At 37.3% G+C, this 15,065-nt stretch carries 11 protein-coding genes; 2 read left to right on the forward strand and 9 right to left on the reverse strand.

Annotated features, from left to right (window positions below; translation table 11 throughout):
* Positions 1 to 136 precede the first annotated feature (136 nt).
* The 9 genes from HNP38_RS15555 to HNP38_RS15595 all read right to left on the reverse strand — a co-directional run bounded on the left by HNP38_RS15555 (position 137) and on the right by HNP38_RS15595 (position 10,766).
* Positions 137 to 565: a helix-turn-helix domain-containing protein gene (locus HNP38_RS15555; protein WP_184191187.1), complete on the reverse strand. Its 429-nt coding sequence runs from the start codon at positions 563 to 565 to the stop codon at positions 137 to 139.
* 31 nt (positions 566 to 596) lie between these two features.
* Positions 597 to 2,630 carry a beta strand repeat-containing protein gene (locus HNP38_RS15560; RefSeq protein ID WP_184191189.1) on the reverse strand — a complete coding sequence of 678 codons (2,034 nt, stop codon included), beginning with the start codon at positions 2,628 to 2,630 and terminating at the stop codon, positions 597 to 599.
* Between the two features lie 40 nt (positions 2,631 to 2,670).
* Positions 2,671 to 3,249: a hypothetical protein gene (locus HNP38_RS15565; protein ID WP_184191191.1), complete on the reverse strand. Its 579-nt coding sequence runs from the start codon at positions 3,247 to 3,249 to the stop codon at positions 2,671 to 2,673.
* 137 nt (positions 3,250 to 3,386) lie between these two features.
* The gene (locus HNP38_RS15570; RefSeq protein ID WP_184191193.1) at positions 3,387 to 4,298 is read right to left on the reverse strand and encodes a hypothetical protein; all 912 of its coding nucleotides are present in this window, start codon (positions 4,296 to 4,298) and stop codon (positions 3,387 to 3,389) included.
* 11 nt (positions 4,299 to 4,309) lie between these two features.
* The gene (locus HNP38_RS15575) at positions 4,310 to 5,227 is read right to left on the reverse strand and encodes a hypothetical protein (RefSeq protein ID WP_184191195.1); all 918 of its coding nucleotides are present in this window, start codon (positions 5,225 to 5,227) and stop codon (positions 4,310 to 4,312) included.
* Between the two features lie 69 nt (positions 5,228 to 5,296).
* Positions 5,297 to 6,274: a hypothetical protein gene (locus HNP38_RS15580; protein WP_184191197.1), complete on the reverse strand. Its 978-nt coding sequence runs from the start codon at positions 6,272 to 6,274 to the stop codon at positions 5,297 to 5,299.
* Between the two features lie 282 nt (positions 6,275 to 6,556).
* A complete protein-coding gene (locus tag HNP38_RS15585) occupies positions 6,557 to 7,285 on the reverse strand; it encodes a hypothetical protein (protein WP_184191199.1) in 729 nt (242 codons plus the stop codon).
* A gap of 525 nt (positions 7,286 to 7,810) precedes the next feature.
* On the reverse strand, positions 7,811 to 9,250 hold the full coding sequence (locus tag HNP38_RS15590) for a tetratricopeptide repeat protein (protein ID WP_184191202.1): 1,440 nt from the start codon (positions 9,248 to 9,250) through the stop codon (positions 7,811 to 7,813).
* Between the two features lie 73 nt (positions 9,251 to 9,323).
* Positions 9,324 to 10,766 (reverse strand): tetratricopeptide repeat protein, encoded by a 1,443-nt coding sequence (locus HNP38_RS15595; RefSeq protein WP_184191204.1) that lies wholly within the window; start codon positions 10,764 to 10,766, stop codon positions 9,324 to 9,326.
* 235 nt (positions 10,767 to 11,001) lie between these two features.
* On the opposite strand from HNP38_RS15595, the gene HNP38_RS15600 reads away from it, so the two are divergent.
* Both HNP38_RS15600 and HNP38_RS15605 read left to right on the forward strand, forming a co-directional pair.
* Positions 11,002 to 13,131 carry a S9 family peptidase gene (locus tag HNP38_RS15600; protein WP_184191206.1) on the forward strand — a complete coding sequence of 710 codons (2,130 nt, stop codon included), beginning with the start codon at positions 11,002 to 11,004 and terminating at the stop codon, positions 13,129 to 13,131.
* Between the two features lie 146 nt (positions 13,132 to 13,277).
* The gene (locus HNP38_RS15605; RefSeq protein WP_184191208.1) at positions 13,278 to 14,933 is read left to right on the forward strand and encodes a peptide MFS transporter; all 1,656 of its coding nucleotides are present in this window, start codon (positions 13,278 to 13,280) and stop codon (positions 14,931 to 14,933) included.
* The last annotated feature ends 132 nt before the right edge of the window (positions 14,934 to 15,065 follow it).

Genomic DNA, 15,065 nt, shown 5'->3' on the forward strand with positions numbered 1-15,065 from the left:
CAAATCTGAATATTACATTACTTCAATTACTCTTCATTCTCTGAAATCCCTATTTTAAAGGGTAATCTGCTTAATATGAAGTACAGATGCAGTAGAACTGAGGCTATAAAAGCACGCACCATCTATAAGCAGGAAATTATTTTTTGTATTTGCTGGCCCATTTATACAAGGTAGTTTTAGGAATTTTGTATTCATCGATGATTTCCTGTTTGGTTTTTTCTCCATTTTCCAGTAATTCTAAAATAAAATCAATCAATTCTTTGGTATAGATATTTTTCCTGAACTGAGGAATATGTATCTGATGATTTTGAGAAGCATCTGTACTTTTAATGTTTACCTGGGGTGAATATAAGATCAGATGCTGGGAATAAACCCTGAAAAAATCATATCCAAGTAGTTTACTCCACCGCAAAAGCAGAGCGGAATCCAGGCTTTCTGTATGGTACATTATTTTCACGTCTTCCTCTTTACATTTTAAAAAATTACAGATACGGGACATTCCTATTTCATATTCCGTAACTCTCTGCTTAATTATAGAGCCTATGTGAATGTTCTTGAATTGCATATAAGAGTTTTTAAATTTATACCTTAGAATATTATAGAGGCAGATAAGTTATGAATATGCTGGAACCTGGTGTTTCTCTATATTGGCCGTTACTTCTTGAAAGGACACTTTCAATGCTTATCTGTTCATTAGCATTAAGAATTACTGTTCTGGTAACATTAGTTGTACCTTCACCCTCTTTCCATCTTGAGCCTATCAGCTGAACAGCATCTCCCCCTACCGACAGCTTTAAAGTAACTCCTAAACGTGCATTCGCACCATCATCAGCATTATTAATAGATGGAATATTACTAAATTTCCCCCATACCTCAATGGTATATATTCCTCCTTTCTTTACCCTGAATGTGTTAGAATCTACTCTTTCTATATAATCAGTATTGATTTTTCTTGTATTTTGAATCGCCAAAGGCCTGCTTACATCGTCTGCATTTCTCAATACAGATTGCGTGCTTGTAGCATACAATGCAAAGGAAGGTAAATCCATATCAAATTTCTTCAATGTTCCGGAACTTGTGATCCCTAAATACCGGTCGGTATCTCCCAAATTACCACTGGGCACACTACGGAATCTTGCATTACCGTCAACATCCAGCTTACTTAAAGGATCAGTAACTCCCACTCCTAAACGCCCCGAAACTATACCGCCACCACGAACATCCAGTTTAGCTTCTGGAGAAACGGTTCCAATACCAAAGTTTCCATTGGTATCTAGTGTGGCCCTATTTGTTCCAACCCCAAATATCAATGGCCCGGAAGAGGTATTGGTTCCAATAAACAATTCTGAACTGCCGGTAGACAATAATCTGGAAGCTCCTCCAGCCAGAAGCTCCATATCCAACGTACGATTTGAATTAACCAAAGCTCTCACCAAAGAACTGGAACTTCCTCTGGTAATCAGTCGGGTATATCCTGAGAGAGTTGCATTAACATCAAAGGCAATATGATTATTTGCATTTGTTTGGAACCATAACATTCTATTATCGGTAGAAACAATCCTGTCTTCGGTCAGTGTTCCATCAGAATTGTAAATATTAACACTCTGCGGAAGGGTAACGGAGCTTGAAGGCACTCCATTTACTCTAGTGATGAGAGTGTTTCCTGAAACGGTATTGCTTACACTATTAATGATGGGGGCTGTACGGGATATCCCGTTGACCGTAGAGGTCATGGTATTCCCTGAACTGCTCAGTACATTCGTTGTAGCCGCTGTGATAGCAGGAGACAGATTAATGGCTCCGCTTGCCACCCCATTCACGCTACTGGTCAAACTGCTACCTGATAAGGAAAGGGTATTACTATTAATAATGGGAACGGTAGTGCCGGATACTCCGTTGACTGTGGTTGATAAGGTATTTCCGGAAACTGTATTACCTACTGTCTTCACCGCTGTAGTGCTTGCTGCCACTCCGTTCACAGTGGAAGTAAGGGTATTGTTGCCCACTCCTCCGCTTATCAGTGTGTTAGTGGTACCCGAGGTAATAAGAGAAGCCAAATTTACAGTAGATGCTACTCCGTTCACAGTGCTGGTTAGGTTATTCCCTGATAAGGAAAGTGCATTGCTGTTGACTATGGGTGCGGAGGAGGATATTCCGTTCACCGTGGAGGTAGCCGTATTACCTGTACTGGTCAGTACATTGGTAATGGAGATGGTACCGGATGATGGAATAAACGGCTTCCACGTACCTCCGTTGATGTCTCTCGATTTGTTATCATAATACCAGAAACCGGAGGTTAAGGTTCCTTCTGTTGTCCCTACTCCTGCTACTCCGCCTGTATTGGTATTGTATACGACAAATCCGTCATAATAGCTCGGGAAAGAGGTAGGAAGGCCTATCGGGGCTCCTCCGAAAGAAGTGAAAGTGGTAAGGTCTACTCTTGGGTATAATAAGCCTTTGCCTGTATTGGAAGAGCTATTGTAGGTAGCATTGGAGGAAGCATCTATAAAGGCTGAGCTGCCTGTGACTGCAAGATTGGTGGTGCTGTTGGCAATCCTTATCTGGGAGTGGGCTGCACTACCCCATACGATTGCACCGATCATCATGATCTGTCTGATCTCTTTTTTCATCTTTTCTTAAATTTAATGTATTGTGTTCTTTTGTTATTAGTTAATAGCCTGATATAATGGACCATGGGGAGGTGGCATCACCGGTGTACATCAATATGTTGGACTGCCCGCTGATCAGGTATTGGTTAGCTGTTTCTCTTGGAACAGGGGTGAGCAGAACATCTTCTGAACCAATAAGGGAAACATAGATCTTTTTGCCTACCGCTACTCCTGTGGTGGGAAGGGTGAGACGGGTTCCTACCGTGTTATTGGTGTACAGAATGATATCATCTGTAGGCAATGCGGTATAACTGCCATTCTGGTAGATAACATTAAGGGGCGGATTTGAAGCTGAGGATCCGCCGGCTCTTACCCATTTGGAACCGTCATTATAGTACAATCCGGGGGTAACATCTGAAACAGATGCCGTATTATAGACCATCATCCCCGCTACATGTGCACTTAAGGGAGAAGGACTGGAGGTAGAGCTTAAAGCAATACGGGTATTGAGAATACCTTTGGTATTGGATACCACATCCAAAGCAGCATCTGTATTGGGGGAAGAGGTATTGATTCCCACTTGAGCAAAGGAGAAGAATGAGACAAAAATAGTCCCAAGAAGAATTAATCTTTTTTTCATTGTGTATTTATGTTTTTAGAATTTATTTTATGCCATCATAAGACATTTTCCATAATTTTAAGTGATCTATTATTTAAACTTAATATTATCATGGCCGGAAGAAAATTAAAATGACAGGGAACATTGAATTTTTATCTTTAAAGCTTGGTAACGATTAAATATCCGTAATTGTCACTACTATTGGGCTTATTCATATAACAATCCTGTGCAGCGTAGCTATCTCCTCCTACATAATTGATGAGTAAAGCAACCTTTTCATTCATAGAAGTACTTTGATATGCTACCACCAGTTTTTGCGGATTAGCATAGGCATATCTGGAACTGCTCACTGATCCGGAAGCATTTCTCCTAGCAACAAGATAATCCCTGAAGATCGTATTGGTTGTGTATACTGAGCTTCCTGCATTTGCTGCTGCAAAAACAGTATTGAGTTCGATCTGCCCCGTATTTGACTGAGAGGTGGGAACACTGTCACACCGGGCTGTCTGATACATCTCAAAAAGATACACCCCCGGCTCAGGAATAATCAGATAGTTCAGATTACTAACAGCCCGCCCGTTAACCGTACCCGAAGGCTCAGAACCAAACCCAAAACCAACGGTATTTCCTCTAACATCCGTTCCGTTGATAAATGGTATACTGGTATAAGTATTGGTATTGGATAGGGAAAAATTGCCAAAACCTGTGGTCCTCTTATAATAAAAATATTTTATATCCGTAAGCTTTACTTTTGCAGCCCCTGAAGCATCAGCCCCTAACGGACTGTAAGGAGGAGATAATACCGGCAGATTCTGATGTTTCACATCCGTTTTTACATGAAACCTGTCAGTTGGACCAGATGCTCCTAAATTAATTCCCATATTTCCGTTATCCAGCATTTCCAATAACTTCTGATTATCCGAGTTGTTAATTTCGAGAGCTTTGGTCGCAGAAGTATTTCCTTTAGAAACGATATCAAATGCAGCAGAGGGAACAGCCGTATTAATACCCACCTGGCCTGATATGCTGGTACAAACCATAATAAAAAATATAAATATTACCTTTTTCATAATAGTTCAGACTATAATTTAGAAATATTCATTGTTACTTTATTACTAAGGCCCGGAGGAGTTGCGAATGAGCATACATTCGAAGGAAAAGTATCTCCAAAGCCGAAATTAACAAATAATGCTACTTTTTCATTGGCCGTTGTCGTTTCAAAAATTAGGAATACGGTGTGCGGCAATGCAAAATTATATGGGTTGGTTGCTAAGGTTCCCGAATCATTTCTTCGGGGTAATCCGTTATATCGTACGACGGCTTGCCTTATATAATTGGTACTTCCTGCTGCTGCTTTAAAAAGAACGGTTCCAACTCCAAGTATGGTACCAGTGGTATCCGCAGGTGACCCGGAACATGAAGTATAATAATTCAGGTTTATTTTATATACACCCGGATTGGGAAACGATATATGCCTGACATTGGTATAAGAAAGCGTTGAAGCATCCAATGTTGCAGAAGCATCTGTTCCGAATGTTGCGCCGATAGTATTGGTTACCGATTCAGCTAAAGTCAGTGGAATATTAGTATAATTATTAGTGTCAGACAGAGGAAATGAGGAAGTTGCAGTAGTTGAAGCGAGCTCCATATATAAATATTTGGTAGGTTCGGGCACATATGTTCCTACTGTTCCGTCATCTTTTATGGCCATAGGGGTTATATTTCCAGAAACTACCGGGAGATTTTCATACCTGACGCTCCCGTTCGTATGGAATTTAGCCGTAGGATTGGGTACGTTAATACCTACATTTCCATTATCTAAAATGGTAAAAATCTCCGTTCCCAAAGAATTGTTGATTTCCAAAGCTTTGGTTGAAGAAGTATTTCCTTTAGAAACTATATCTAAAGCTGCAGAAGGACTACTCTGGTTAATGCCCACTTGGGTAAATGCAAAGAAAGGTAACAAAACAGTAAAGAGAACAATTGTATTTTTTTTCATTTTTAAACTATAATTATGTTTTGAAATATCATCCTTAAATTCCTGGCGGAATTTAGAATTTAATTTTTATCAGGGGGTTGCCGATAGCTGTAACAAGGAAAAATTCCTGCTTTCAGATAAAGAGGCAGGCGAATTAATTTCTACGTTTGTTGTTGGTTTATTATATGCTGCCCAGTTCATGGTAAGATATATCTTATCACCAGTATTAAGGTGAACTATACAATTGACATTGATTGGGGAATTTCCCAGCGATGCCGTCTCATTGTCCAGATTTGCCCTATTTCCTCCAATAATGTCCGTAATTGCAGTACCATTCTTAGTAATATTAAGGTTAATACCCGTGAAAGCATTTGTACCGGAAACAGTACCACCACTTCCAAAATAAGCGTAACCTTCTATTTTATAAATCCCGGATTCCTTTATTTCCCAGTAATCTCCTGCATCATTCCACACAGCAGAGCCTCCTTGATTAACAATGATATCTCCAACTGAAAAAGGTACTATCTGAGGAATACCGTTATTAAAATTTGTAAAAGCTGCTCCTGTATAAGTATGTGTATCCGAAGCTCCCAAAGCCGCTATGGTAGGAGTCGCTTTATTAATCAGAAGTGCTACTTCCCAAGTGGTTCCACTGGCAGTCCCTTTGCTGATTAACATGATATATCCTCCCGGTGTAAGAGATACATTGGAAACTCCCGCACCGGACTGATTATCTATAAGTTCAGATCCGCTGGCTGCTATAGTAAGATTAGCTGCACCTACATTCTTAATGTAATAAACCCTTCCCAATATATTTCCGGAAGCAGGAGCTGCCGCTATTGCCGCAGGTAAAGTAAATGTTCCTATTGCCGATCCTGTGTAAGCAGTATAAAAATCACCTGCCCCCAGCGCCGTGGATGTCGATACATTTCTATATCGTCCTGCAATGGAACCACTTACTGTAAGGGTACTCCCCGGTAAAACTGTATTTATACCAACATTTCCTGTTTGAGCATATAAAAAACACGAAAATGTCACTAAAGCTGAAATAACAAATAAATTTTTCATGGCCGTATAATTTTAAAGTTGATCCGGAATTTAGAATCGGTACAGCTCTATGAAGAGCTATACCTATCTTTCATTACTTGTGTGTTTAGAATCTCATTTCTCCTTCTTCAATGCGTCAATTTCTTTTCTTAATTGTGCAATTTGCTGCTGCTGCTCTTTTACTGCGTTCACCAGTATTTTGGTAAGAGCACTTTCGTCAAGTTCACATTTATCTTTTAGTCTACTTTTTTAGTATCATCTATAGTATTTACCATATTTTGTATGTTTTTTAAATAACCACGATTAATTTAAACGTCTCAATGTTACTTGGGTTACTGGTCCTGATCCTGTAGTACCGGAGCTAAATGCTCTTACAGTAACAAAACTGGTATTAGTAACCCTAAATGAATAGGTATGAGAAGCCAACATGGCTATAGAAGTAATAAGAGTATATGTTTGTAAATCTCCCGTATCGGCCATAAATTGGTCATTTACTCTAGCTACCCAAGCATTGGTTGTATTATCCCAAATACCTACTACAGGATTATCAAATTGGGTCGTACTCAGTTGTGCATTTATTGTAACCTGATAAGTCCCGTTAGCACCTACTGTGAAAGAATTGGTAGCAGCAGTACCAACATACCGATTCTGATTATCTATGATTTCATTATTAAGATTTCCTATTGCTTGTGGCGTAGAAGTACTTGTAGTTGTATAGTTGGCTGTCATCTGGACTGTTATTTCCTGAGCTACAGTAGGAGTTCCATTTACCAAAATCAATGTACCTGAACCTGTATAGCTTGTCCATGAAGGGGCTACACCCGGACCATTTGATTGTAAAAATTGTCCTGCTGACCCTGCACTTCCTGCTGTTGATGCCGTTCCTCCTACATTGAATTCATTAGTCAACTGTACAGATCCATTAATATGTAAAGTTTTTTGAGGGACAGAAGTATTAATCCCTACATTACCAGTCTGAGCAAAAAAGACTCCGCAAGAAGCAAGTCCTAAAAGGGTAATAATTTTTTTCATTTGAATTTTTTTAATCCTTAATTAGTGTTTACTTTATTTTGTGATCATCAGATATCCGGCAACAAAACCAAACATACTAACTGCTACAAAATCGGGAGCAAATCTAATGCGTAGAATTAAAAATACACTCACTGCATATACACTGCAAACACGCAATTAATTGAATTTCAACACACTGAACAAAAAACGCAGTATAAATGCAGTCATAAAATATGAAAGCTAATTGATAGTGTTTTTATGGCATCAGCGTACATATTTTTACTAATATAACTTGTTTATCAGAAAATCCGGGTTTTACCAACTTAATAGAACTTTAGGTTACGGAAGTAGGACTCCTATAATAAATTTCGGATCCGCTTGTCTGCAATATATATTCATTTATGAAACAAGAAATAATACCAAAAACTCCGCTATGATTAAATTATTCTTTTACAAAAAAATAAAAAACACTCACTTATGAGTGTTTTTATGGGTAAATTCTTATAAATATTGTCATTCATAAAATGATATTGGAAAGCCTTTTAATTATAATGACAGTACCCAGCTATTAAAATCAGTGTCAGGTGGTAGATCCATCTTTTTACGGAGCCTGTATTTCTTTGATTCTACGGTGCGTATTGACATACCAGCGTATTGTGCGATCTCTTTATTGGAGAATCCAAGCCTTATAAATGCACAGAATTTCAGGTCATTGTGAGTAAGACCGGGATATCGGAGGGTAAGATTATTATAAAAATCAGAATATGTTTCTTTAAACTTTGTCATCAATGAGGGATCTCCGTTTATGGCAAGCTGCACTACTTCTTCATATGTGGTATTTAATTTTCTCCTGAGAATATCCGTTTCTTTTTCTTTTTGATCAATCAATAAATTCTTCTTTTTCTGATTTCCTTTATAAATGTTAAGGAGTATCATAATCATTGCAGTACAGGCCAGAATAATACTTATCACCATATTGTAAAGGTTCTTTTTATTTACCTTCTCATCTTCAGCCTGTTCGCTCAGTAGTTTTTCTATTGGCATATCAAGGATACTTTTTTCAATCCGGACAATGCTGTCATTCAATGTGGAATATTTTATCAGGTATTTATTCTCATTCTGAACATCATTTAAATATCTGTACACTTCGGCAATAAGTTTATAAGCTTCCAGGTCTCTTCTTCTGTTACCCATTTTTTGTGTAATAGTCAGTGACTCCAAAAGATATTCCAACGCTTTTTTATATTCTTTTCTGGCTATGTATAATTCACCGTATGCCCTTAATACATTAGCCTTTCCCTCCAGCGGGGCTTTTCTGGCCAATACGAGATCGTTTGCTTTATTAATATAATATTCTGCTGAATCTATATTTTCTGCGCTCAGATGCCTTTCTGCTATAACTATATATAACATAGGCCTTGGAGACAACATGCATTTACGTTCATTACTGTATACGGAATCCATCATCCCCAGGTAACTGAAACTTGATCTTTTCCAGTCATAAACATTTTGCTTACGTCTTTCGCTTTCCTGCCTGTCTTTAATCTTATAGGCGAACTTCAGGGACCTATCAAAGCTTTTAACAGCCTGCCGGTGCAGCCCTAAAAAATAATAATTTCTTCCATACACATCATATAGCCGGGCTTTTAGTTCATTGTCATTGAGCGCTTTAAGCTTTTCATCTGCTTTTTCAAGAATATGTAGACTTTCTTTATTCCTGTTTAATGCTAATAATGATCCGGCCAGATTAATATATCCCCTTATCTCACCCTTACTATAATTCAGCTTCTTAGAATAATTGATAAGCTTCTGCTCCAACAGGGTTACTCCTTTGTAATCTCCTATATTCATCAGCCGTTCATATTCTTTTTTTTGCAGGCTGTCTATTTCCGCAATGCTATATATTTGTGCATCCAGATTCGTGACAAAAATCAGACAGATAAAAAAGCATACTTTCTTTAAGGAACAATGTAAATTTTTAACCATTACTATTAACTAAAGATTACCAATCAAATTTTACAAATAATTCAAAGATTGTGACAGAAAAAAATTTCGTACTCTAATGCTCTAATGAGGACATCCAACTGCTAAAATCAATATCAGATTCTATCTTCATTTTTTTGCGTAACCGGTACTTTTTTGATTCCACTGTACGTATGGACATATTGCCATATTGCGCAATTTCTTTATTAGAGAAATTTAGCTTCATCATTGCACAGAATCTTATATCGTTGGCAGTAAGCTGGGGATACTTATGAATGAGGTTATTATAAAATTCAGGATAGGTCTCTTTAAATTTTGTAATAAACAACGGATCCCCATTCACTGCAAGCTGTACAACTTCCTCATATACTGTATCTAACTTTTTCTTCAGAGTATCCGTTTCTTTTTCTTTTTGATCAATGAGAATATCCTTTTCTTTCTGACTTCTTTTATAGATATTGAAAATGATTATAACTATTGCTACGCCCCCCAGTATAATCCCTATGATCATATAATAAAGATTATTTTTGCTTTTCTTCTCATTTTCGGCCTGCTCATTCAGTAATTTCTCTACAGGAATGCTTAAAATTTCTTTTTCAACTTTATTAAGGCTGTCATTTAAGATCGTATACTTTCTTAAATATTCATTTTCCCCTTGTGCGTTATCTATTAACTTGTAGGTTTCAAAGATCAGCTTGTAAGCATCCCGATCCATCTTCTTGAATCCTGCTTTCCGGGAAATTGCTAATGATTCAAAAAAATATTGAAGTGCTTTTTCATATTCTTTTTTTTCAATATATAGTTTACCAAAAGACATTAATACAGAGGCTTTCTGTCTTACAGGGCATTTTTGGCATGAGGATAAAGCTTTGCCAAGATAATACTCCGCAGAATCCGGTTTTTTATCATACAGATTTCTCTCAGCAATTTCGGCATAAAGCTCAGGATTGGGTGATAGCTGCAAACTCTTGCGCTCCATTCTGAGCACAGAGTCCATCATCTGCATTTTAACAAAATTCGTTCTTTTCCATGTATAGATAAGATACAGCCGTTTTTTTCTTTCTTCAGGATCTGAAATCTTTCCGACAAACCGTATGGCCCTGTTCAATCTTTCATTGGATTGCCTTTTTAAGCCCAATGCTGAATAATTTTTACCATACACAATATTCAGCCTGGTTCTGAGATTAGCATCGTTGTAGCTATTCAATTTGCGTTCTGCCATTTCAAGAAAATACATACTTTCCTTGTTTCTGTTCAGAACAACCAATGAACTTGCTATATTCAGATAGCCCGTGATCTCTCCCTTAGTATAATGAAGTTCTCCGGATTTCCGGATCAGTTCCTGTTCCTGTATTACTATTCCTTTAAAATCCCCAATATCCTGCAGCCTCGAAAACTCCTTTTTCTGAAGACTGTCGATCTCAGGGGTTGAGTACATACCTACCTGAGCAAAATAAAATGAGAACCCCGTAAAGAAGAAAAAACAGAATACCTTTTTAAAATTGTAATCCAGAACCATAATCATCAAGTGTTTATACAAAAGTAAAAAAAATCCGCATCATACAATAATTAATTTGAATAAAAAAAATAATTATTATACTTAAAAAAACGATTTTTGATTAAATTATTTAACAAATTCACAATTATTTGATATATTTTAATCAAAATATTAATTTCATATTTTATGCTTCACATAACAATTGCATCCGTCTTTTTAAATATTTTATATCTTTGAGATCTTTATAAATTGAGAAATGAAAAAATTCCTATTCACTTTTACCATTGCTGCTGTTTTTCAAAGCTTAACAGCACAGGAAATTACTTTAGATAAAATATATTCGGGATATTACCGCGGAAAAGGCATTGCCGGGATTACTTCTATGAAAAACGGTGAAAATTACCTGGTAATAGAACAGGGCGGAATTGCAAAATATTCTTATAAAACTTTCCAAAAAGAAGGAAATATTGTTGATGGACAGTTTGAAAGCTACGAGTTTTCTGATGATGAATCTAAAATCCTACTTCTGAAAGAGAGTGAGCCTGTTTACCGGCACTCTTTTTTAGGAAAATTTGACGTTAAGGATCTGAAAACAGGTAAAATAATCAATCTTAATGACGGAAAAGCCGTTCAGGAACCCAGATTTTCTCCAGATGCAACGAAAGTAGCTTTCATTGTCGATAACAATCTGTTTTATCAGGACCTGAATTCAGGAAAGATTAATCAGATCACTAATGACGGAAGAAAAAATTCTATCATCAACGGATTGGCAGACTGGGTATATGAAGAAGAATTCGGACATGCGCGACAATATGAATGGACAGAAAATTCCGATGCAATTGTTTTTGTAAAATCGGATGAAAGCGAAGTTCCTGAAGTGTATATTCCTGTTTACGGAAAATTGCTCTATCCTGCTGAAATGCGTTTCAAATATCCAAAAGCAGGAGAAAAAAATGCAATGGTTTCAGCACAGTTATACCGTCTGGATTTAGGGAAAACAATATCATTGGATTTAAGTTCTTTTAAAAATTATTATATCCCTAATGTCTTCCAGACAACAAAGCCTGATGAAATTGTTCTGATCACCTCTGAAAGAATACAGAATGCATCGGATGTCCTGAAAGTCAACACCAAAACAGGAGCGGTTCAGAAACTATTTACCGAAACTGATGACAAATGGGTAGATATGGACAGCCCTACTCTGGAATTCCTAGAAGATAATTCTTTCCTTTGGGCTTCTGAAAGAGATGGAAACCGCCATTTGTACTGGTATGACAAAGAAGGCAAGCTGAAAAAACAGGTTACCAAAGGAAATTGGGAAATAACCGACTATTATGGCTACAATCCAAAATCCAAAGAGATCTACGTTCAGACCACTGAAAAAGGGAGTATCAATAAGGTCGTTTCCAAGATCAATATTGAAAACGGGAAATCTCAGCTGATCTCCAATGCCGAGGGGAATAATTCCGCCAGCTTCAGCAAAAACTATAACTACTTCATAGAAACATCATCTACAGCGGCTCAACCTTATAACTTTGTTTTAAAAGACAGTAATGGAAAAATCTTAAAAGAACTTCAGAATAATAACGACCAGCTGAAAAAACTTCAGGCAGATAATTTTGCAGTGAAAGAATTCATCACAATTCCCAATGAGACTGGTGACCAGATGAATGCATGGATCATGAAGCCTAAAAACTTTGATCCCAATAAAAAGTATCCGCTATTCATGTTCCAATATTCAGGACCTGGTTCACAGCAGGTTTCAAACTCCTGGGATAACGGCAATGCATTATGGTTCAACCATCTCGTTCAGAAGGGATATATCGTAGCCTGTGTAGACGGGCGCGGTACAGGCTATAAAGGAGCCAGATACAAGAAGGTAACCTATATGAACCTGGGAAAATATGAGATTGAAGACCAGATTACCGCTGCAAAATGGTTAGGGAACCAGCCATATATCGATAAAAGCAGGATAGGGATCTTTGGATGGAGCTATGGCGGCTATATGGCGAGCCTGGCCATGACAAAAGGTGCCGATTTTTTCAAAGCAGGAATTGCCGTTGCTCCGGTAACCAACTGGAGGTTTTATGACACGGTTTATACCGAAAGATTTATGAGAACACCACAGGAAAATACTGACGGCTATGATAAAAATTCACCGACAGAGTTTGCAGGCTTATTGAAAGGTAAATTCCTGATGATCCATGGAACTGCTGATGACAATGTACATTTCCAGAATTCTATGCAGTTCTCAGAAGCTCTGATCCAAAATAAAAAACAGTTTGAATTTATGGCTTACCCTGATAAAAACCATAGTATTTATGGTGGAAATACCAGACCTCAGTTATATCAAAAAATGACAGATTTTATTCTGGAAAATTTATAATTTGAAATTAAAACTAATATATCCCTTGCATAGTCTCTACTGCAGGGGATTTTTATATTCATTTTATTAATCATAAGTACAAGATATAATTTATTTTATGAATTAAAATTAAAAACCTATTTTTGGGAGATTTGAAATTTGAAAATATGAAGACTAAACATCCTAAAGGATTGCCTTACCTGTTTTTTACCGAGATGTGGGAACGTTTCGGATACTATTTGATTCTCGGAATTTTTGTCCTTTATGTGATAGAACCCACGGGCATGAAAGGAGGCCTTGGCCTTCCGGATAAAACAGCCGATGATATTTTCGGGACGTATATTGCCCTTACTTATCTCACTCCTTTTATCGGAGGATTTTTGGCAGACAGGGTTTTAGGTTATATCAAATCTATTTATTTAGGCGGTTTTTTAATGGCTGCCGGATATATTGGGATGGGTGTTTTCAAAGAACTTCCATTATTCTATACTTCTTTAGCATTAATTATAATCGGGAATGGTTTCTTTAAACCTACCATTTCTACCCTGTTAGGAAACCTTTATTCAGAAGAGCCTTATAAAGCCAACAAAGATTCCGGGTATAATATTTTCTATATGGGGATCAACATCGGAGCTTTCATATGCAATATCATCGCAGCTTTCATGCGTAATAAATTCGGTTGGGGAGAAGCATTCATCACTGCCGGAGTCGGGATGCTGATAGGACTTGTTATTTTCACGATCGGTAGAAAGCATTACATTCACGCTGCACAGATGAAACCTGTACAGGAAGGTGATACCAAGCTTTCTGAGATTTTGATGAAAGTTTTCTTACCTGCAATCATTGCCGGGGCAATCGGCTGGTTTATCCCGGGTAATATTATAGGAAGTGATAATACGGATGCCTTCATTTTTGCATGTATTCCGGTTATTTATTTCTATGTTTCTCTTTATTTCAAAGCCAAACCCGATGAAAAAGCATCTATCGGTGCTTTACTTTCCATTTTTTTGGTCAGCATGTTTTTCTGGGCGGTTTTCAAGCAAAACGGAACAGCTTTAACAAGATGGGCCAATTATTATACGGACAGAAGTGTTCCCGCAGCCTTAGAAAAACCTTTGGAAAGTATTTATATGGTAGACGGAAAAGGCTATGGGGATAAAGAAGTTCCTGTTTATGATGATCAATATCAATCTCAGAAGGATAAAGATGGAAAAACCATTAAAACTATGGGAAAAGATATCTATTTTAGAAATCTTTCTCCTGAACAGCGCTCGGAATTAGAGAAAAACCCTGAAAAAGAGGTTTATTTATACAATACTGAATTGTTCCAGTCCATCAATCCATTTTGGGTGATCGCCCTGACGCCGGTTGTAGTAGGTTTTTGGGCTTTGTTAAGAAGAAAAGGAAAAGAACCTCTAACGCCTACAAAAATTGTTTTAGGATTATTCATTTCAGGAATATCCTGTTTAGTAATGGTTCTGGCGGTAATGGCCGGTGATAACGGTGCTGTAAAAGTATCTCCGTGGTGGCTGGTGGCCAGTTATGGAGTGATCACAATCGGAGAACTATGCCTTTCTCCAATGGGACTTTCTTTTGTTTCAAAGCTTTCTCCGGCAAGAATTACAGCTCTGATGATGGGAGGATTTTTCCTTGCTAACTCTGTAGGGAATAAGCTTTCCGGTATTCTGGCAAGTACATGGTACAGCTATGATAATAAAATGAACTACTTCCTTGTGAATTTTGCCTTGTTGATCTTTGCTACCTTTTTAGGCCTTTCCATGCTTAAGAGGCTGAATAAGATCATGAAGGAAAAAGGACATTGATTTATTTTTTCAATACAAAATATTAAGCTGTAGAAAGATTCTACAGCTTTTTTATTTAAAATAAAATTAAAACCTTGTAAAAAACTCAAAAAAAACTATATTTGCTAGTCTTAACAAAAATTAACAATAAAT

The sequence above is a fragment of the Chryseobacterium defluvii genome, from assembly GCF_014204415.1.
Classification (GTDB): domain Bacteria; phylum Bacteroidota; class Bacteroidia; order Flavobacteriales; family Weeksellaceae; genus Chryseobacterium; species Chryseobacterium defluvii_A.